This window comes from Bradyrhizobium sp. CCBAU 53421 (assembly GCF_015291625.1).
Classification (GTDB): Bacteria; Pseudomonadota; Alphaproteobacteria; order Rhizobiales; family Xanthobacteraceae; genus Bradyrhizobium.
Map to the genome: position 1 here is coordinate 9,020,429 of NZ_CP030047.1, position 20,432 is coordinate 9,040,860.

Sequence of the window (20,432 nt, forward strand, 5' to 3'; positions counted from 1 at the left end):
AAGGTAGCAATCGAATCCGCTACTACTACGCTGCGCCCTTCGCTTCATTCATTTCAGCGAGCGTCTTGCAATGCCGAGTCCCAAGATCATCATCCTGTCCGATGGCACCGGCAATGCCGCTTCCAGCGTCTGGCGCACCAATGTCTGGCGGATATTCCAGTCGCTCGATTTGCAGGGCAATACGCAGGCCGCCAAGTATGATGACGGTGTCGGCACCTCGAAATTCGTTCCGCTGGCGCTGCTCGGCGGCGCCTTCGGCTACGGCCTCAAGCGCAACATCCTCGACGCCTACAAGTTCATCTGCCGCAACTACGACCACCACAACGATTCGCAGATCTACCTGTTCGGGTTCAGCCGCGGCGCCTTCACCGTGCGCACGCTCGCCGCACTCGCCCTCGATCAGGGCCTGATCGTCGCCGACACCGAAGCCGAGCTGCACGACGGCGCGGTGAAGGCCGATCGCGCCTACCGGGCCGCTGGCTATCACTCGATCTGGCGCATCGAGGTGCTGTTCCGCGCGCTGCGCGACTACATCCTCGTGCCGGTGCTGGACCGCGTCAAAGGCAACAAGCCCTATGCCGCGATCACCAGGAAGCCGGTGCCATCGATCGAGTTCATCGGCATCTGGGACACCGTCGCAGCCTATGGCCTGCCGATCGACGAGATGACGCGCGGCATCTCGAACTGGGTGTGGCCGCTGGAGCTGCCGAACCGGATTCTCAGCCCGAAGGTCAAGTGCGCGCGGCACGCGCTGGCGCTCGACGATGAGCGCACGACCTTCCATCCGGTGCTCTGGACCGAGCAGCAGCCGGGACGGCCCGCGCCGGCCGTGCCGACAACCATCGATGGCGAGCGCCTCGTCCAGGTGTGGTTCGTCGGCATGCATGCCAATGTCGGCGGCGGCTATCCGGACGACGCCGTCGCGTTCGTGCCGCTGGCCTGGCTGGTCGATGAAGCCGTCAAGCGCGGCCTCGTGTTCAAGAGCGCGCCGATCGCCGATCCCGATGCGATCAAGGCGATCAAGTCCTCGGAGGACAAGGACGGCCGCCTCTACGATTCGCGGGCCGGCCTCGGCTCCTACTATCGGTACGGTCCTCGCAAGGTCGCCGACCTCTGCAACGATCCCTATGCCGGCGTCAGCGTGCCGATGCCGAAGATCCACGAAAGCGTGTTCGAACGGATCGACAGTGGCGCCAATGCCTACGCCCCGATCGGGCTGCCGCCGAACTATGTGGTGGTCTCCCGCAGCGGCCAGGTCACCCCGCTGGGCTCCACGATGTTCGAGACGCCCACCGGCGCGCCGGCACGCTATGCCGCGCAGGAGAAGCTGTGGAATTTCGTCTGGATGCGGCGGATCGCCTACTTCGCTACGCTGGCGGCGTCGCTGCATCTGGCCGCGTTCTGGCTGTTCCACAACCAGCACAGGGAGCACGAGTTCAGCTCCTGGGTCAGGATGATCTCGGAGCTGGTGCGCTTCGTCGAATCCTTCCTGCCTGCTTCGTTTCATTGGTGGACCGATTGGTACGCCGGCAACCCGGAATGGTTCGCCGGCGGCATCATCGCCGTTTTCGTGCTGATGGCGGTGGGCAATTGGCTCAGCGCAACGATCAGCGACCGGATGCGGATCATCTGGCGTGACCGCGCGAACCCGACGGCGCTGTCCGGGTTCATGCACGATGCGATCTATCGCTTCCGCACCAGCACGATCTATCAATGGATCCTCAATGTCGGGAAGCGGCATGTCGTTCCGTTTGCACTGACCGCCTTGCTGGTTTGGTTCGGCGCGACGCTGCTGAGCCATGTCCTGTTCAATGCCGCGGACTCGATGGGCGCGTTCTGCAAGGGGACCGCGCCCGACAAGCTCGTCGCCGTCGACAAGGGCATCGCGCAGGATGCGGCTGAGTTCGACACCGGCGCGATCTGCGCGCCGACCGGCCTCAAGGTCCGCACCGGGTTCAGTTACGAGATCGCAATCACGATGTCGGAGCCGTGGGAGGACGCCGGCCGCGCGGTGACGCCGATCGGTTACCGGACCTCGACCATCGAGGGCGCGAAACGCTGGCGTGGATACGCCACGATCTTCCTGCGGCGCATCCTGTTCCGGCCGTGGTTCAGGCTGATCGCGCGGGTCGGCGAAACCGGCGTCGACGAATATTTCCTCGATCCCTTTGCGGCGCCGAACACCGATCCGCAGGTCTACAAGGCAACGTTCACCGCCGATCGCAGCGGCGAGGTCTTCCTCTACGTCAACCAGGCCGTCATCGGCCTCCCCTGGATCTGCAAATGGTTCTACGGCGATCACAAGGGCAAGGCGAAGGTCACGGTGAAATTGCTCTAGGCAGCCGCGTTCGCGGCGGAGCGGTCCGCTCGGCCTGATCCATCTGTGATCCAGCCGATAGTTTCGGTTGCATTCCTTGTTCCATACTCCTCCTGCTAGACGGGCCGCCGGGCGTCCGGAGCGATCCGACGTGGCATCCCGGATTCCCCGAGCCCTGACGCGCCAGATTCATATCGACCGGATATCTCATCAGCGATTTGGAGGCATCACCATGATTTCCGCAATTCAGGCGTTTCCAACCACTGACGGCATCTTCGTGGTGTGGGAGGTCGCGGCCATGATCCCGGACTGCCTCGGCTTTGCGCTCTATCGTCAGCAGCAGGGCAAGAGCGCGACCGTGGTCGATACCTGGGTCGGGTTCGAGGACCAGGCGCAGGGTCACAAGCCGGGCGAACATCGGCCGAGCACCGAATGGCCGGTGCAGAAGACGAACTGGACCGATTTCCTGGCGCCGGTCGACGCGCCGGTCCGCTATGGCGTGGTCCCGGTTCTCAAGGACGGCGCCACCAAGGTGAAGCCCGCATACGGTGCGCCAGCGACATGGACTGAATACGTCTCGGCCATGCCGTCGGGCCCGCTCAAGCCATGGTTCAACCGCGGCACGATCTCGGCGCAATGGCTGTCGCGCGCGATCGGCAAGGACAAGAAGCCGGCGCAGTCTCTGGAGAAGGCGATCTCGACCAAGGGCAACAAGATTCGCGACTTCCTCAAGGGGCAGCTCGGCGCCCGCCTGCTGGCGCTGCTGGCCGACACCAAGAAAAACAAGCGCGACGTCTATCTCGCGCTCTACGAGCTCAACGACCCTGAATTGATCGCCGCGCTGACCGCACTGAAGGGCAAGGCCCACGTCGTGCTCGGCAACAGCACCGGCAAATCCGACGCCACGGCAAAGGACACCGAGAAGAACGCCGGCGTGCTGAAGAAGGCAGGCGTCGACATCGTCCGCCGCAAGATCGCGCCGAGCCGCTACGCCCACAACAAGTTCGCGGTGTTCTGCGACGGCGCCAAGACACCGAAAGTGGTCTGGACCGGCAGCACCAACTGGACCCGCACCGGACTGTGCACCCAGAACAACAACGGGCTCGAGATCACCGACGACAAGCTCGCTGCGGCCTATCACGAGCACTGGAAGGCGATCTACGCCGACGGCAGCAAGTCGCCGAAGGCGCTGGCGGTGGCCGGCGATCACGAATGGCCGTTCACGATCGGCAAGTCGAATGTCAGCGTCTGGTTCACGCCGACCACCAGGAGCGGCGACCTCAAGGAAGCCACCAAGATGATCGAGGACGCCGAGCACGGCGCGGCATGCCTGATGCTCAATCCCGGCAACAAGGGCCTGCTCGGCCCGATCCTGGAGAAGGCCCAGGACAAGAAGCTCTATGTGCGCGGGGTGCTGAACAATTTTCCGGCGCAGGGCAAGGACAGTCCGAAGGATCAGTTGCGGCTGCTGGCCGGGAGCGGCCAGCAGCAGGTCTTCAAGGGCAAGCAGATTGCCGATGTGATCCGGCCCGCCGGCATCGACAAGACCGCCGACTGGTGGGAGCACGAGATCAAGAACACCGGAAAATTCATGATCGCGGTGCACAGCAAGGTGATCGTGCTGGATCCGGCCGGCAAGAACCCGGTGGTCATGACCGGCTCGCACAATTTCTCCGACCGCGCCAGCACCAAGAACGACGACAACCTCGTCATCATCAGAGGCGATTCGCAGCTGGCGCTGACCTACGCCGCGCGCATCGTCAGCATCTACGGGCAATACCGCTGGCAGGCCTGGCGCAATACGCCAGAGGGCCAGAAGGACAAAGGCCTAAAGCGCAGCGATGCCTGGTTGAGCAACCGCATCGGCAAGGGCTGGGCGGAGATCGAGACGCGGTTCTGGCTCGGCACCGCCTGACGCGGGCGACCGTCATGACATGAAAAGGGGCAGCGTTGCCGCTGCCCCGCGCTCTCTCTCAAGTTACGCCGCGCGTCCGACCGAGGCGTCGAGATGCTTCAGCTTCGGCAAGACCTCCTGCTTCAGCAGCCGCAGCGAATTGTGCCAGGCTTCGGGCTTGTGCTTGTAGTCGAAGCCGAACACCAGGAGCACGCCGAAGCCGCCGACCTCCTGATAGATCTTCTCGATCTTCTCGGTGACGGTCGCGGGCGAGCCGACGATCCAGTTGTTGCGGGCGCAATACTCCACCGTGACGTCGCTGTCGGGCACGTCGGGCGAGGCCTTCAGATAATCCTTGAAACCAAAGTGGCCGAGCAGCGGCAGGAAATACTCGCCCATCATCCGGCCCATCATGTCGCCGGTCGAGAGCCTCCATGCCTCCGCATCGGTGTCGGCGACGAAGACCTCGCGCACCATCCGCCAGTCCTTGCGGCTCGGCTTGCGGCCGGTCTTGGCGGCGCCGGCTTCCACCGAGTCCCAATGGCTGCCGACATAGGCCGGGTTGAGGTTGAGGCTCATCGGGATGAAGCCGCGCTCCCCGGCGAGCTTGAGCGTGTCGGAATTCTTCGACAGGCCGGCGACGCCGATCGGCGGATGCGGCGCTTGCTGCGGCTTGATGTGGGGTTTCAGGAAATCGAACATCGTGTCCGGCTTGGTCACGGTCCAGAACTTGCCCTTGTGGGTCCACGGAGCCGGCTCGGTCCACATCTTCAGGATGATCTCGAGCGCCTCGCGGGTCATGTCGCGGTTCTGGCCCGACATGCCATCGACATTGAACATCGCCCAGTCGCTCGGCAGGCCGGAGGCGGCGACGCCGAAGTTCAAGCGCCCGTTCGAGAGGTGATCGAGCATCGCGACGCGGTTCGCGAGTTCAGCCGGATGATGATACGGCAGCAGGAAGCCGCCGGGGCCGATGCGGATGTTCTTGGTCTGCAGCAGCGCCTGCGCGATCAACAGATCCGGCGACGGATGCGGCTCCCAGGGCGCGGTGTGGTGCTCGCCGATCCAGGCTTCCTGGTAGCCGAGCTCGTCAAGCCAGCGCAGCACCTGCAGGTCCCAGTCGTGGCCCTCCTTCAATCCGCACTCCGGCGGATGCGACGGCATCGCGAAGTATCCGAGTTCCATGGGTTTCCTCTCTTTGTTCGATGCGTGTCTTCCGCACGCGCGCGCAAGAGTAGCTGCGCCGGCCACGGCAGAACAATGGCCTTGTCGCATACGGCCCGGCCGGGATTTACGCGTAAGGCGTCCCCTTCAGCATGATCGCGATACCCGAAAAGCTGCGCTCCATGACCTGCACGAAGGCCTCGCGGGTCGAGGCCGCCGATCGGCGGGCCTTGTGCTCGCGAAGCCCTTCTGCGTAGGCGACGGTCACGGCCGTGACCACCATCGACGCGGCGAGCCGGGCGTCGGCATCGGCGAGCGGCCGCCTGATGGCTCCCGCCAGCACGGTTGCGAGATCTTCGATCAACTCGTCCCGCATCTCACGCGCCCGCGCCGAGAGCGCCGGGCTGTCGGCGACGGTGCGCCAGAATTTTGCCGTTGCATCGGTGAATTTCGCGAACGGATGCGCGCGATCCACGAGGCTCTGCACCAGCCTGCGCAGCGTCATCAGCGGCGCTTCGCCCGCCGGTCGCTCGGCGAAGGCGGCCCGCAGCATCTGGCGGCTTTCCTCCTCGCGGTCGAAGAACAGATCTTCCTTGCGCGGGAAGTAATTGAACACCGTCATCCGGGAGACCTCGGCGGCCTCGGCAATCTCGGCCACCGAAACATTGTCGAAGCCGCGCGCCAGGAACAACTCGGTGGCGACATCCGAGATCGCCTGGCGTGTCGCCTCCTTCTTCCGCTCCCGTAGTCCGCCCTGATTTGACATGTAGAAATTTGTACCATATTAAATATTATACCGAGTACAAATTTGGTGAGAGCGTGACGCGTATCCGAACGGATGTGGTGGTGGTCGGTGCCGGACCGACCGGACTGCTGCTGGCGATCGAACTGACCCTGGGGGGCGCCGACGTGATCGTGATCGAGCGGCTGGCGGAGCCGGACCAGACCATCAAGGCCGGCGCGATCGGCGCCCTCGCGGGCGAAGCGCTGGAGCGCCGCGGCCTTGCCGACGCCATGGATGCGGTCGAACGCACCATGGCGGAGGGCATGTCCAGGCTCATGAAGACCGCGGACGCCTCGGCCGAACTGCCGTTCAAGAAATTCGGCGGTCACTTCTCCGGCATCTTCGGGATCGACCAGACGCGTCAGCGCGAGCCGCATCGGCGGCTGCGCGGCGTGAACCAGCAAGCGCTGGAGAAAATGCTCGGCGAGCGCGCCGAGGCACTCGGCATCGAGATCAGGCGCGGCTGCGAACTGATCGATTTCGAGGATACCGGAGACGGCGTCCTGGCGAGAGCTGGGGGCGCGTCCGGCGATGTCGAACTGCACGCCGCATATCTTGTCGGATGCGACGGCGGACGCAGCGCCGTGCGCAAGCGCGCAGGCTTCGACTTCCCGGGCACCGAACCGACGCTCACCGGACACCAAGCCATCGTCGACCTCGATCATCCGGATCGTCTTCTCCCGGTCGGCTGGCGGCGGACGCCGGTCGGCATGATGGCCTATGGACCGATTCCCGGCCGGGTGTTCATGGCCGAGTTCGACGGACCGCCGGCCGATCGCAGCGCCCCGGTGACGCGCGAGGAGATCGAGACCACGCTGCGCCGGATCAGCGGCGCCGACATTCGCGTCACCGCCGTCAAGACCGCGACGCGCTTCACCGACAATGCGCGGCAGGCCGACAGCTATCGCAGAGGCCGGGTACTGCTGGCAGGCGACGCCGCGCATGTGCATTCGCCGTTTGGCGGACAGGGCCTCAATCTCGGCCTGCTCGATGCGGTCAATCTCGGCTGGAAGCTTGCGGCGGTGGTCTGCGACCGCATGCCGGAGAGCCTGCTCGACAGCTACACAGAGGAACGACATCCGATCGCGGCAAAAGTGCTCGCCAACACCCGCGCCCAGGTCGCGCTGATGCGGCCCGATGTCATGACGGACGCCCTGCGCGACATCGTCGCCGACCTGATGAGCGGTGACGAAGGCACCCGCTACTTCGGCGAAATGATCAGCGGCATCAAGATCCGTTACGACCTCGGCAACGATCATCCATCGGTCGGCCGGCTCTCCGGCAATTTCGTGCTCGGCGACGGCGACGCGAAGACCACGCTGTACGATCAGATGGAGGACGGCAGGGCCGTGCTGGTCGACGCAACTGATGGAGCTGCGTCAGCGATCGCAGCGCGCTGGGACATGTTCGTGCGCTGCGTGCCAAGGCGCGACGGCCCGTCGCTGCTGATCCGCCCCGATGCCTGTATCGCCTGGGCGGCGGACGGCGAGGATTTGGCGGGCCTCGACGCCGCGCTCGCGCGGTGGTTCGGACCCGCCATGCAGTGACCTCGCAGGCGAGACGCTGCGTCAGCGCGTCCCGAACGTGGTCTTGCCGAACAGCATCTTCTGCGTCGAGGGCTGCGAACGCCAATACTGCGGCGGCGCGCTCACCTCGCCGCCAAGCTCGGCGGCGGCGTGCCAGCCCCAGCGCGGGTCGTAGAGCATGCCGCGGGCGAGCGCGATCATGTCGGCCTTGCCCGACGTGACGATCTCCTCCGCCTGCTTCGCTTCGGTGATCAGGCCGACCGCCATCGTGGTGACGCCGGTCGCCTCCTTCACCGCCTGTGCCGCCGGCACCTGGTAGCCCGGACCGAGCGGAATCTTCTGCAACGGCGACACGCCGCCTGAGGAGACGTCCATCCAGTCGACGCCACGCTTCTTCAGCTCCTTGGCGAATTCGATGGTCTGCGCGAGATCCCAGGCTCCCTCGACCCAGTCGGTCGCCGACACCCGCATGCCGATCGGCTTGTGATCCGGGAATACGGCGCGCACAGCGTCGAACACTTCCAGCGGAAAGCGCATGCGGTTTTCGAGCGAGCCGCCATAGCGGTCGGTCCGCTTGTTGGCGATCGGCGACAGGAACTGGTGCAGCAGGTAACCGTGCGCGCCGTGCAGCTCGAGCGCGTCGATGCCGAGCCGGTCGGCGCGCCTGGCGGCCGCGACAAAGGCCTCGCGGATCCGCTTCAGGCCGGCATCATCGAGCGCCAGCGGCGGCGCCTCACCGTCCTTGTGCGGGACAGCCGACGGTCCGACCGTCTGCCAGCCGCCTTCGGCAATCGGGATCAATTGCCCGCCCTCCCAGGGACGCTGGCTTGAAGCCTTGCGGCCGGCATGGGCAAGCTGCATCGCGACCGCGGCCTTGGAATGCTTGCGCACCGAGGCCAGGATCGGCTTCAGCGCCGCCTCGTTGGCATCGCCGTAGAGGCCGAGGCAGCCCGGCGTGATCCGCCCGATATCCTCGACATGGGTGGCCTCAATGCAGAACATCGCGGCGCCCGACAGCGCCAGCATGTTGATGTGCGTGAAGTGCCAATCATTGGCGGAGCCGTCGTCGGCCGAGTATTGGCACATCGGCGAGACCATGATCCGGTTGGAGAGCTTGAGGCTGCGCAGTTCGATCGGGGAAAACAGGGTGCTCATGCGGGGACATCCAGGATCGGGGAAATGGCCACGATAAGATAGAGGCCGCCGCCGCGATCACCAACAGGCAGGAGCAGCGGAGAGGCCTGGACGCAGAGCAGCAATGCAGACACGGCCTCCGCTCACCCTCCCCTGGAGAGGTGAAGAGAAGCCTTAATCAACCAGCGTGAACTGCAGCAGCAGATTGCGCTGGATCAGCGAGAAATTGTCGTCGGAGATCAGGGTCAGCACGGTTTCGCCGTCTGCGGTGACATGGGCGTCGATGCCTTCCATGTTGTCGATCTCGTTGCCGAGATCGGCATTGAAGATCGCCGGACCATCGACGACGGCGCCGGGGATAATGTCCGACAAAGCGAGGCGGCGGATGCGGATGCCGACGCCGCCGAGCCAGGAGAATTTCCGCTCCAGGATCAGCAGGTCGCCGGACGGCAGCAGGACCGCGTCGCTGATGTCGAAATTCTCGGTACGACGTACGCTGAACTGGCCCGGCGTCTTGCCACCGACCAGGAAGGCGATCAGGTTGCCGCCGGCATCGAACCCGCGTTCGGAGAACGCGATCAGCGTACCGGCCAGCGGCTGGCTCGGCGGTGTGGCCGCGGATGTGGCTTTGGGCATCGCCTTCGGCACGAAGACCAGCCCCTCGAGCCCCTTGTTGATCGGCAGCTTGCGCGCCGCCGGCGGCAGCGGCACCACCTCGCCGCGCGAGCGGGTGAAGCCCTTGGCGAAATCGTAGCGCAGCACCTGGTTGACCCGCTCGAGCCCGACATAGGCGATCGAGCCGTCGAGCGCGAGCGATTCCGAATCATACCAGCCGCGGGTCGCGGTGATCGGTTTACCTTCGGCATCGAGCAGCGGCGCTGCCTCGACATCGTCGAGCCCGGCCATCTCCCGGCCGCGATAGACGATGCGGCCGGTGAACCAGGTGCCCTGGTCGCTGACCGCGATGAAGCGTTCGCCTTTGGCATCGAGCCGTAGCGCGGACAGGCCGCCGAAGCCGGAGAACGACGAGGTCAGGATCAGGCCGCTGCGATATTCCAGCGCGCCGAACCGCACCCGCGCGCGATCGCGGATGTCGAACGACGGCAGCGGCCGTGCGTTGACCTCGACCGCAACGGGCTCGTCGACGCGGTGACGGCCCGGCCTGCCGGGCGGTCCCGGCGTCAGCGCCGGTTGGCTCGCACCCTGTGCCTGCGCGAGGCGCGGCAATGCGGCGGCCGACAGCCCCGCCGCCGCATCTCTCAAGAAACGGCGACGGCTAGAGCCTTTTCCGTTCCGATTGAATCGGAACGGAGCTCTAGATTCTTGTTTCGACGCGTTTTCTTTACGCGAACCGGTATCCACTTCGCTCGAAAACGCTCCAGGCGGTGAGCGCATGTCTCACGAGTGGAGGCGGCGCCGGGTGCCCGGTGCGGGTGCCGAGCCGTGGGTCTCGCTGAACAGCTCGGCGAGCTTTTCGGTGATGGCGCCGCCGAGCTCTTCGGCATCCACGATGGTGACGGCGCGGCGATAGTAGCGCGTCACGTCATGACCGATGCCGATCGCGATCAGCTCGACCGGCGAGCGGGTCTCGATCTCCTCGATGATGTGGCGCAGGTGTCGCTCGAGATAGTTGCCGGGATTGACCGACAGCGTGGAGTCGTCGACCGGCGCGCCGTCGGAGATCATCATCAGGATGCGGCGTTGCTCGGGACGCGCGAGCAGGCGCTTGTGCGCCCAGTCGAGCGCCTCGCCGTCGATGTTCTCCTTGAGCAGGCCCTCGCGCATCATCAGGCCGAGATTCTTCCGCGCACGACGCCACGGCGCGTCGGCCGATTTGTAGATGATGTGCCTGAGGTCGTTGAGGCGGCCGGGATTGGCCGGCTTGCCGGCCGCAAGCCACGCCTCGCGCGACTGCCCGCCCTTCCAGGCGCGGGTGGTGAAGCCCAGGATCTCGACCTTGACGCCGCAACGCTCCAGCGTGCGCGCCAGGATATCGGCGCAGGTGGCGGCAACCGTGATCGGACGGCCGCGCATCGAGCCGGAATTATCCAGCAGCAGCGTCACCACGGTGTCACGGAAGGTCGCCTCCTTCTCGTGCATGAAGGACAGCGGATGATAGGGATCGGTGACGACGCGCGACAGCCGCGCCGGATCGAGGATGCCTTCCTCCAGGTCGAAATCCCAGGCGCGGTTCTGTTGCGCCATCAGGCGGCGCTGCAGGCGGTTGGCGAGCCGCGCCACGATGCCCTGCAGATGCGCGAGCTGCTTGTCGAGGTACGAGCGCAGCCGCTCGAGCTCGTCATGGTCGCAGAGGTCTTCGGCCGCGATCACCTCGTCGAACTTCGGCGCAAACGCATGATATTCCGGGCCGCGCGGTTCGTTCTGGCCGCGCGAATTCGGCCGCGTCGCCTCGCCCGGCGTCTCGTCGTCGCCGAGCTCGCCGTCGTCGAACGTGTCTGATGTCGAGGCCTGCGCGCTCTCCATCGCGCTTTCGCTCATCTCGTCCGCGGTGGTCTGGGCCTGGTCGGCGCTCATTTCCTGCGCGGCGTCGGAATCGGGCGAGCCCTCGGCGCCGGACTGATCGCTCTCGCCGTCCTGGTTCTCGTCCTGGTCCTCGTCGTCGTCGGAATCCATGTTGCGGTCGTCGCCGAGATCGAGCGCCGACAGCAGATCGTGGACGAGATCGCCGAACCTCGCCTGGTCCTCGGTGAAACGGCTGAGCTGGTCGAGCCGCGAGCCGATCTTGTCCTCCAGCGTAGGACGCCAGAGATCGACCATCTTCTTGGCGGCCGCGGGCGGCGCCATGCCGGTGAGGCGTTCGCGCACCAGCATCGCCAGCGCATCCGACAGCGGCGCATCGGCCCGGTCGGTGATCTCGTCATACTTGCCGCGGTGGAAATGATCGTCGAGCATCGCGGTGAGGTTCTTCGCGACGCCGGCCATCCGCCGCGAGCCGATCGCCTCGACGCGCGCCTGCTCGACCGCCTCGAACACGCCGCGCGCCTGCGGATTGCCCGGCATCAGCTTGCGATGCACCTTGGGATCGTGACAGGCGATCTTGAGCGCGATCGAATCGGCGTGGCCGCGCACGATCGCCGCATCGCGCTTGGTCATCTTGCGCGCCGGCTCCGGCAGCCGCGCCTTGCCGGGCGCAAGCCCCGGCCGCTCGGCGGCGAAAGAGACCTCGAGCTCCGGCTTCTTGGCGATCGCCTTCAGGCACGCCGACACCGAGCGCTTGAACGGCTCGGTCGGCGCTTCCTTCGACCCGGGACGGAATTTGATATTGGAGGTTGTCATAGCGATTTCGTAAACCAGTGGCGCGTGACGCCGCCGGGATACCCCTCAATCGAACCGAACTCTTTATATCCGTTGGCGCGGTAGAAGCCCGGCGCCTGGAAGCTCATCGTATCCAGATAGGATCGCGTGGCTCCGAAGCGCCGCGCCTCGTCTTCGATCGCCTTGATCAGCTTCGCGCCAAAGCCCCTGTTGCGAAACTTCTGCTCCATCCAGAACAGCTGGATGAACAACACCGCGGTCCAGACCTCGCCGACGATGCCGCCGACGATCTCGTCGCCTTGCCGCAGCGAGATGGCGAAGCGCTTGTACTTCTGCTTCCCCATCTTCTCGTTGTTGTAGCGGAGCAATCCGCCGAGCACCGCCTTCTTCGTCTGTGTGACTGTGCGCTCGACGGAGATTTTCGGCATGGACTAGCTGAGCGCCACGTTGACCGAGGATTCCGGCAGCTCGACGTTGAAGCAGCGCTGGTAGAACTCGGCGACCAGCGGCCGCTCCAGCTCGTCACACTTGTTGAGGAAGGTGACGCGGAACGCGAAGCCGATGTCGTTGAAGATGTCGGCGTTCTCGGCCCAGGTGATCACCGTGCGCGGGCTCATCACCGTCGACAGGTCGCCATTGGCGAACGCGTTGCGGGTGAGATCCGCCAGCCGCACCATCTTGTTGACGATGTCGCGGCCTTCCTGGGTGCGGTAGTGCTTCGCCTTGGCCAGCACGATCTCCACTTCCTCGTCATGGGCGAGGTAGTTCAGCGTGGTGACGATCGACCAGCGGTCCATCTGGCCCTGGTTGATCTGCTGGGTGCCGTGATAGAGGCCCGACGTGTCGCCGAGACCGACTGTGTTGGCGGTCGAGAACAGGCGGAACGCCGGATGCGGCTTGATCACCTTGTTCTGGTCGAGCAGCGTCAGGCGGCCGGACACTTCCAGCACGCGCTGGATCACGAACATCACGTCCGGACGGCCGGCATCATATTCGTCGAACACCAGCGCGATGTTGTGCTGCAGCGCCCAGGGCAGGATGCCGTCGCGGAATTCGGTGACCTGCTTGCCTTCCTTGACCACGATGGCATCCTTGCCGACGAGATCGATACGGCTGATGTGGCTGTCGAGGTTGACGCGCACGCAGGGCCAGTTGAGGCGGGCCGCGACCTGCTCGATGTGCGTAGACTTGCCGGTGCCGTGATAGCCGGTCACCATCACGCGGCGGTTCTTGGCAAAGCCGGCAAGGATCGCGAGCGTGGTGGCGCGGTCGAAGCGATAGTCGCTGTCGACTTCCGGCACATGCGGATCGACTTCGGAATAGGCGGGAACTTCCAGATCGCTATCGATCCCGAAGACCTGCCGAACCGAAACCTTCATGTCGGGCAAACCGACGGGTTCTTGCTCTTTGGTCTGGACGGCGGTCGTCATTCATCCTCCGAGGTCCCGGGCATTCCCGAAACCAGATTTAGGTCATTGGCTGCGGATGGGGTGCTACGCACAAGCCTAGCAGAGAGCATCGGCCGGCAGAAGCCCACGGGCAAATCAAAGTTCCGTCGTTGTATCATAAAGATAGGCGCGAAACTCGGTTTTTGGAAGGCTGCTCTGCAAATCCCGCCGTACTTTCGCCGCAGCGCCACGGCGGCCTGTCCGGCCAGGCACTTTTCAGCCCGGCGCGGAGTTGTTAGCTCTCGGACCTGTTTCATTGCCACCCAGGGATTCTGTGACTTCATTCCTTGACCCATTGATCGCGTTCGTTTCGGCCCATGCCTGGCTCGCCTATCTGACGCTGTTTCTGGCCGCCCTGCTGGAAGCCGTCCCGGTGGTCGGCTCGCTGGTGCCGGGCTCGACCATCATCCTGGCGCTGAGCGCACTGGTCCCGGGCGGCGAATTGAAGCTCGTGCCGGTGCTCGCCGCGGCTGCCGCCGGCGCCATGCTCGGCGACGGCACGGCCTATATGATCGGCCACCGCAGCCAGCGCGAGATCCTGTCGGCGTGGCCGCTCTCCAACTACCCGCGCGTGGTCGCGCAGAGCGAGGCCTTCTTCAACCGCTGGGGCGTGCTCGCGGTGTTCTTCGCCCGCTTCGTGCCGCCGATCCGCGCCTTCGTGCCGATCACCGCCGGCGCGCTCGACATGCCGCCGGTGCGCTTCTACGCGGTCAACATCCCCGCGATCCTGCTCTGGGCGCCGGCCCATGTGTTGCCCGGCGTGCTCGCCGTCACCGCGCTGCACGACTATGCCGGCCTGCCGCATCATCAACATGTCGGCAAGCATCTATGGATGTTCGCGGTGGCGGGCGGCGCGGTCATCCTGGCGCTCGCGATCTGGACCATCCGCCGGCGGCATGGCGGCGGCCTGATCGAACCGTCCAAGCCGGCACAATAGGAGCTAAATGCTATTGGTCGTGCCGGCGCGTCCGGGTGCCGGACCGACATAACGCGCGCGGGGCCTGATCAGCTTGCCGAGCTGCAGTTGTTCGCTGGCATGTGCGATCCAGCCGACGCTGCGGGCCATCGCAAACAGTGCGAGCTCACTCCCTGCAGGCATCCGCAGCGCATGCACCAGCACCGCCAGCGCGTAATCGATGTTGACGAACTCGCCCGTCGCCTCGGCGATTCTATCCGGCACTTCCCTGGTGAATTTGCGCGGCGCGCCGGCCTGCGTCAGCGCCTCGAGCAGCGAGATCGCGCGCGGGTCGCCCTTCTTGTAGACGCCGTGCCCGAAGCCGGCGAAGCGCTCGCCGAGCGCGACCCGCTCGCGGACGACAGGTGCAACGTCGTTGTCGATCATCGTCTTGACCAGGCGCGAGGCGAGCACGCCGGCGCCGCCATGCATCGGACCCTTCAGCGCGACGAGCCCCGCGATCACGGCGTCGTACAGGTTGAGGCCGGTCGACGCCGCGCAACGCGCGGTGAAGGTGGAAGCGTTCAACTCGTGATCGGCGAGCAGCACCAGTGCGCGGCGGATCAGGTCGGGCGCGTGCTTGTTGTCGGGCGCCCAGACCCGCGCCACCTGTTCATGCAGCGGCTCGGCCGACGGCTCAGCGTTCAGCATGGTCGCGACCAGCAGCCGCAGGATGCGCCCACCGACCATCCCACGGCCATCGGGCGCGCGGGTGAAGGCGCCGGGATCGGCACTCGCCGCCAGCGCCAGCACCGCGACCGTCCGGTCGATCGGCTGGGCGCGGCGCGCGGCTTCGGCGATCGCGCGCATCTCGTCCGAGACATGCGGGCAATTGTCCGCTGCGAACGGATCGACGCCGGTGACGTCCCATAGCAGGGTCGCGGTGTGCTCCAGCGTGTCGCGCTGGGCGAGATCGACACAGTTCACGCCGCGATAGATCGGGCCCTGCTCGGTGATGGTTGCGATCGCCGAATCCATCACCGGCAGATCGGCATCGAAATTGCGAAACCCGCGCGGCTCCGGCGACGGCACGCGACGCTCCTTCAACCCCCTGATGTCCTCGGCGCGGTAGCGGTGGCTGCGCGAATCCGGCGACGGCTCGGAGCGGATCAGGCCGCGGCTGACATAGGCGTAGAGGGTCGCCGGCGAGATCGCGAGCTCGGCGGCGGCTTCGCGGGCGGAGAGGTAAAGCTCGGCGGATTTTTTCATATTGATTTATATAATCAAGATTGATCAACTCGTCGAGAGGTCCGACCTTCAAGGCGTGAAGCAAGGAGATCGGCCATGAATATGATTCTCACCAAGAGCCAGATCGGTCTGGACGGCGTTCCCGCCGCCGAGACCGTGTTGAGCCATGTCGACGGCGAGCGCGGCGAGTTGATCATCGCCGGCGAGCACGTCGCGAGCCTCGCGGACAAGTCGAGCTTCGAGGGCGTCACGGCGCGGCTATGGAACGGCGCCACCGGCAAGTCGCTGAGCGAGGCCAATGTCCGCGCCAGCCTCGGCGCCACACGCGAACGCGCCTTCGCCCGCCTGCCGGACCTGCTGCCGGCGACGCGCGGCATGTCCATCGTCGACGGCTTCCGTGCCGCGATCGCGGGTCTCCGCGGCGAGAACGGGCTGGAGCACGAGGCGACCATCGTCGGCGCCTTCCCGGTGATCGCGGGCGCCCTGGTCCAGCACGCCAAGGGACACGCCCCGATCGCGCCGGATCCCAATGCCAGCCACGCCGCCGATACGCTGCGGATGCTGCTCGGCCGCAAGGCTGCGCCGCGTGAGGTCGCCGCACTCGACGCCTATCTCGTCACGGTCTGCGATCACGGCATGAATGCGTCGACTTTCACGACGCGGGTGATCGCCTCGACCCAGGCCGACCTGTTCGCGGCAGTCACCGGCGGCTACTGCGCGCTGACCGGTCCGCTGCATGGCGGCGCCCCGGAGCCGGTGCTCGAGATGCTGGATGCGATCGGCACGCGCGAGCGCATCCAGCCCTGGGTCGATGGCGCGCTGGCACACGGCGAACGGCTGATGGGCTTCGGCCACCGGGTCTATCGCGTGCGCGACCCGCGCGCCGATGTGCTGAAGGTCGCGATCGAGCGCCTGGAGGCCAGTGGTGCCGACCTGCCGTTTGCCGGCGAGGTCGAGGCCTATATCCGCGCAGCGCTGCGCAAGAAGAATCCGGAACGGCCGCTGGAGACCAATGTCGAGTTCTTCACCGCGATCCTGCTCGACGCGCTGGAGATCCCGCGCCAGGCCTTCACGCCGATCTTCGCGGTGGCCCGCGCCGCCGGCTGGACCGCGCATGCGCTGGAGCAGCGCCGCACCGGCCGGCTGATCCGGCCGAGTTCGTCCTATGTCGGCGCAGTGCCGAAGGGCTGAGAGCTGACCCGCGAGCCGTAGCCCGGATGGAGCGCAGCGAAATCCGGGAACGACCGCGGATAGATGTGCCCCGGATTGCGCTTCGCTTCATCCGGGCTACAAAACCGCACCGTTGGACGACGGCGAAGCCACAAACTCCGCTGTCGTCCCTGCCTAGTGCGCAATTGCGAACGGGAGCAGGGACCCACACGCCGTGGCCCATCAATGGGGCGACGGAGGCACGAGCTTACGCCTCGCGTACCACGGTCTTCAGATAGTTATACGCCTTGATGATCTCGATCAGGCGATCCTCGGTGGAGCGGTCGCCGCCATTGGCGTCGGGGTGGTGCTGCTTCACCAGCGCCTTGTATTTCGACTTGACGTCCTCGAGCGTCGCGCCGGCGCCGAGCCCCATCACCAGCAGCGCCTTGCGCTCGGCGTTCATGACCTTGCGGGTCTCGGGCTTCGGCTCCGCGCCACCCGGTCCGGGCCGCCAGCGGCCGCGACCGTTGAGCTCGGAGAACATGTGGAACGGATCGGAGGCGGCATCGAGACCGCTCTCGCCCTTCTTGCCGTTGTTGGCGCCCATCTTCCAGGTCGGACGATGACCGGTCAGCGCATCCTTCTGGTAGCGCGCGACGTCGTCGGGATTCATGCCCTGGAAGAAATTGTAGGACTGGTTGTACTCGCGGACGTGATCGAGACAGAAGTGCCAATACTCGCGCGAATTCTCGCGGCCCTTCGGGGCGCGGTGCGCGCCCTTGTTCTGGCAACCCACCCACTCGCAGGTCACGGCCTGCTCGCCGGCCTGCGCCTGGCGCTTCGCACTCACCTTGGTCGGCTTGATGCGAATGGAGTCGAAGAATTTTGATGAATCGATCGGCATGTTCTCTTTGACTACGCAATGCACAAATCTTCAAGTCTTGACATTGCGCAGACCTCGTTTCCCGCTTGCACCATTGACGAAAAGCTGTCGCGGACCTAACTCCGCCGCCATGAGCACCAAAGACGCTATCATAAACAAGTTGCGTGAAGCTTTCTTGCCCGAAAGCCTCGACGTGGTCGATGAGTCACATCTGCATGAGGGCCACGCCGGCCACAGGCCAGGCGGCGAGACACATTTCAGGGTATATATTGTGTCTCCGGCCTTCGAAGGGAAGAGCCGGATCGAACGCCATCGCATGATAAATGCGACGCTGGCGCAGGAACTCGCCGGCTCGGTGCATGCGCTGGCGATCCATGCCCACGGCCCCGGGGAAAAGCCCCGCTAGCTCGCGCTTGGCTCAAGACGAAGCAGCGGTTTTCCGTTATGAGAATAGGGCCATCCGGCGCTGGACCTGCTCCATACCTGAGAACTGTGGATGGCATCGCCGCGCTTGATATGGGCCCATTGATGATCCCTTGCTGGCCACGTTTCCGGTCGATCGTCGCCGCCGCCGGCCTGCTCCTGATCTGCGCGATGCGCCCGGCCGCGGCGCTGGATATGCCGAGCCCGTTCGTCCAGGAGGTGCTGATCAAGAGCATCCTGGTCTCGCTCAACGACGCGGTGGCCGCGAACAATTTCACCGTGTTCCACACCAAGATATCAAAGCCGTTCCGCGACCAGTTTTCGCCGGACAAGCTGAAGACGATCTTCAAGGACCTGGTCGACAAGCACGCGGTGTTCGACGCGGTCGTCGCCAAGCCGATCGTGCTCGATGAGGACGCCAAGATCGACGACAAGGGCGTGCTCCGGCTGAAGGGCCATTTCGACACCACGCCCAAGCAGGTGAAGTATCAGCTCGGTTTCATCCCCTCCGACGGCGCGTGGAAGCTGTCGGGTATCTCGATCGATATCGAGTGAGGAAGGCAGCCCATGGCGGAGGTGAAATGCACCATCCATGGACTTCAGCAGAGAACCTTCGTCTGCCAACACATCGCCGAAGGACTGGTGGATCGCAAGCGCGTCGGATTTTTCTGGACGCGTGACGACCCCGAGAACCCGCGCCCCGATGCTTGGTGCTCGGCTTGCCAAAGCAGGGTCGAAGCGACCGGCGGCGAATGGGTGGACGCTGCGCTGAAGCATCTTGAGCCGAAGATCCTGTGCGGCACTTGCTACGATTTCGCCAAGACCTTCCATATGGGTGAAGACCCGCGCTCCTAGCTCGTTGACCGCGTCACGCCGACGGCGGTCTGCCTCAGAACGCCGTCCCCGCCCGCTTCGGCTTCTCGGGCTCGGCGGCCTCGCGCGGGACGGCGACGATGCGCAGCGCCGTGATGCGGTTGCGCTCGCGGCGGAGCACGCGGAAGCGGAAGCCGTGGAAGGTGAAGCTCTGGCCGCGTTCGGGTATTGAGCGCGCCTCGTGGATCACGAGGCCGGCGACCGTGGTCGCCTCCTCGTCCGGCAGCCGCCAGTCCATCGCGCGGTTGAGGTCGCGGATCGGCACCGAGCCGTCGACCACGACCGAGCCGTCCGGCTGCGCGCGCACGCCGGCGACGACGACATCGTGCTCGTCGGAGATGTCGCCGACGATCTCCTCCAGGATGTCCTCCAGCGTCACCATGCCTTCGACCTCGCCATACTCGTCGACCACCAGGGCGAAATGGGTCTTGCGGCGGCGGAACGCCTTCAGCTGTTCGGAGACCGGACGCATCTCCGGCACGAACCAGGGCGGCAGCGCGATCGCGGAGGCATCGATCGCAGACATGTCGCCTTCATTGGCGCGCATCGCACGCAGCAGATCCTTGGCGTGGAGCACACCGACGATGTTCTCCGGCTTCTCGCGCCACAGCGGGATCCGGGTATATTCGCTGGCCAGCACCTCGCGCACCAGTTCCTCGGGCGGCAGGTCGGCGTTGACCATGGTCATCTCGGTGCGATGGACCATCACGTCGGAGACCTGCAGCTCGCTGAGGTCCAGCAACCCGCCGAGCATGTCGCGGTCCTGCTTCTCGACCTTGCCTTCGTGATGCAACAGATCGACCGCGCCGCGCAGCCGTTCGGTCGGCGACAGCACCGCCTGATGGGCGCCAACCTTGATGCCGAGCAGCTTCATCAGCGCCAGCACGATGGTCTCGATGATAGTGAGCAGCGGCCCCAGCACGAAGATGGTCAGCCGCATCGGCCGCGCGACCAGGAGCGAGATGCGGTCGGGCGCGTTGATCGCAATGGTCTTGGGCAGCACCTCGGCGAACACCACGACCATCACGGTCATGACCGCAGTGGCGTACAGCACGCCGACATCGCCGAACCAGGCGGTAAACACGCCGGTCGCCAGCGCCGAGGCGCCGATATTGGCGATGTTGTTGCCGAGCAGCAGCGCGCCGATCATGCGTTCGCGCATGTTGAACAGCTTCGAGACCACCCCGGCCTCGCTGTTACCCTGCTTCGACAGCCGCAGCATGCTGGCGCGCGAGGCGCCGGTCAGCGCCGTCTCACTCGCCGCGAAGAATGCGGAGATCAGGAGACAGAGCAGCACGATCGAGAAGGTCAACCATCCCACTGGCTTGATCCGTGGCTAGAGCATGATCCGGAAAAGTGTGTAGCGGCTTTCCGAAAAGATCATGCTCAAATCAAAGAGATAGAGAGGGATGACG

At 65.3% G+C, this 20,432-nt stretch carries 18 protein-coding genes; 8 read left to right on the plus strand and 10 right to left on the minus strand.

All coding sequences use genetic code 11. The annotated features are described in order from the left end of the window. The first annotated feature begins 70 nt into the window (after nt 1-70). Nucleotides 71-2,338: a DUF2235 domain-containing protein gene (locus tag XH92_RS41720; RefSeq protein WP_194457216.1), complete on the plus strand. Its 2,268-nt coding sequence runs from the start codon at nt 71-73 to the stop codon at nt 2,336-2,338. A gap of 211 nt (nt 2,339-2,549) precedes the next feature. Further along, nucleotides 2,550-4,232 (plus strand): phospholipase D-like domain-containing protein, encoded by a 1,683-nt coding sequence (locus XH92_RS41725; RefSeq protein ID WP_194457217.1) that lies wholly within the window; start codon nt 2,550-2,552, stop codon nt 4,230-4,232. Between the two features lie 63 nt (nt 4,233-4,295). Here XH92_RS41725 and XH92_RS41730 read toward each other — a convergent pair whose 3' ends face one another. Then, a complete protein-coding gene (locus XH92_RS41730) occupies nt 4,296-5,396 on the minus strand; it encodes an LLM class flavin-dependent oxidoreductase (protein WP_194457218.1) in 1,101 nt (366 codons plus the stop codon). A gap of 106 nt (nt 5,397-5,502) precedes the next feature. Continuing rightward, nucleotides 5,503-6,141, minus strand: a complete 639-nt coding sequence (locus XH92_RS41735) for a TetR/AcrR family transcriptional regulator (protein ID WP_194457219.1) — start codon at nt 6,139-6,141, stop codon at nt 5,503-5,505. Nucleotides 6,142-6,194: 53 nt separating this feature from the next. Between XH92_RS41735 and XH92_RS41740 the strand changes: the two genes are divergently transcribed. Further along, a complete protein-coding gene (locus tag XH92_RS41740; RefSeq protein WP_246788122.1) occupies nt 6,195-7,706 on the plus strand; it encodes an FAD-dependent oxidoreductase in 1,512 nt (503 codons plus the stop codon). A gap of 21 nt (nt 7,707-7,727) precedes the next feature. Here XH92_RS41740 and XH92_RS41745 read toward each other — a convergent pair whose 3' ends face one another. From XH92_RS41745 to cobS, 5 genes are all read right to left on the minus strand, one after another. Beyond that, entirely contained in the window at nt 7,728-8,840 is a 1,113-nt protein-coding gene (locus XH92_RS41745) for an NADH:flavin oxidoreductase/NADH oxidase (protein ID WP_194457220.1), read from the minus strand. A gap of 153 nt (nt 8,841-8,993) precedes the next feature. Continuing rightward, nucleotides 8,994-10,214 carry an esterase-like activity of phytase family protein gene (locus XH92_RS41750; protein ID WP_194457221.1) on the minus strand — a complete coding sequence of 407 codons (1,221 nt, stop codon included), beginning with the start codon at nt 10,212-10,214 and terminating at the stop codon, nt 8,994-8,996. Nucleotides 10,215-10,217: 3 nt separating this feature from the next. After that, nucleotides 10,218-12,116, minus strand: a complete 1,899-nt coding sequence (cobT, locus tag XH92_RS41755) for a cobaltochelatase subunit CobT (RefSeq protein ID WP_074131404.1) — start codon at nt 12,114-12,116, stop codon at nt 10,218-10,220. Further along, complete coding sequence (locus XH92_RS41760) at nt 12,113-12,523, minus strand: GNAT family N-acetyltransferase (protein WP_194457222.1); 411 nt, start codon at nt 12,521-12,523, stop codon at nt 12,113-12,115. The genes cobT and XH92_RS41760 overlap by 4 nt, the downstream gene beginning before the upstream one ends. A gap of 3 nt (nt 12,524-12,526) precedes the next feature. Then, the gene (gene cobS / locus XH92_RS41765) at nt 12,527-13,525 is read right to left on the minus strand and encodes a cobaltochelatase subunit CobS (protein ID WP_194457223.1); all 999 of its coding nucleotides are present in this window, start codon (nt 13,523-13,525) and stop codon (nt 12,527-12,529) included. A 292-nt stretch (nt 13,526-13,817) separates the two neighbouring features. Here cobS and XH92_RS41770 point away from each other — a divergent pair, with 292 nt between their 5' ends. Further along, entirely contained in the window at nt 13,818-14,480 is a 663-nt protein-coding gene (locus tag XH92_RS41770; RefSeq protein ID WP_194457224.1) for a DedA family protein, read from the plus strand. Between the two features lie 3 nt (nt 14,481-14,483). Here the strand turns inward: XH92_RS41770 and XH92_RS41775 are convergent, their stop codons facing one another. Further along, nucleotides 14,484-15,707, minus strand: a complete 1,224-nt coding sequence (locus XH92_RS41775; protein ID WP_194457225.1) for a citrate synthase family protein — start codon at nt 15,705-15,707, stop codon at nt 14,484-14,486. A gap of 75 nt (nt 15,708-15,782) precedes the next feature. On the opposite strand from XH92_RS41775, the gene XH92_RS41780 reads away from it, so the two are divergent. Then, nucleotides 15,783-16,877 (plus strand): citrate synthase/methylcitrate synthase, encoded by a 1,095-nt coding sequence (locus tag XH92_RS41780; protein ID WP_194457226.1) that lies wholly within the window; start codon nt 15,783-15,785, stop codon nt 16,875-16,877. A gap of 226 nt (nt 16,878-17,103) precedes the next feature. On the opposite strand, the gene XH92_RS41785 is transcribed toward XH92_RS41780, so the two are convergent. Next, complete coding sequence (locus XH92_RS41785) at nt 17,104-17,742, minus strand: J domain-containing protein (protein ID WP_194457227.1); 639 nt, start codon at nt 17,740-17,742, stop codon at nt 17,104-17,106. A 109-nt stretch (nt 17,743-17,851) separates the two neighbouring features. Here XH92_RS41785 and XH92_RS41790 point away from each other — a divergent pair, with 109 nt between their 5' ends. From XH92_RS41790 to XH92_RS41800, 3 genes are all read left to right on the plus strand, one after another. Beyond that, nucleotides 17,852-18,127 carry a BolA family transcriptional regulator gene (locus tag XH92_RS41790; RefSeq protein WP_028338206.1) on the plus strand — a complete coding sequence of 92 codons (276 nt, stop codon included), beginning with the start codon at nt 17,852-17,854 and terminating at the stop codon, nt 18,125-18,127. Nucleotides 18,128-18,249: 122 nt separating this feature from the next. After that, the gene (locus tag XH92_RS41795) at nt 18,250-18,699 is read left to right on the plus strand and encodes a hypothetical protein (protein ID WP_194457228.1); all 450 of its coding nucleotides are present in this window, start codon (nt 18,250-18,252) and stop codon (nt 18,697-18,699) included. 12 nt (nt 18,700-18,711) lie between these two features. Further along, nucleotides 18,712-18,999, plus strand: a complete 288-nt coding sequence (locus tag XH92_RS41800) for a hypothetical protein (protein WP_194457229.1) — start codon at nt 18,712-18,714, stop codon at nt 18,997-18,999. A 34-nt stretch (nt 19,000-19,033) separates the two neighbouring features. Here the strand turns inward: XH92_RS41800 and XH92_RS41805 are convergent, their stop codons facing one another. Beyond that, nucleotides 19,034-20,338 (minus strand): HlyC/CorC family transporter, encoded by a 1,305-nt coding sequence (locus tag XH92_RS41805; RefSeq protein WP_194457230.1) that lies wholly within the window; start codon nt 20,336-20,338, stop codon nt 19,034-19,036. Between the last annotated feature and the right edge of the window lie 94 nt (nt 20,339-20,432).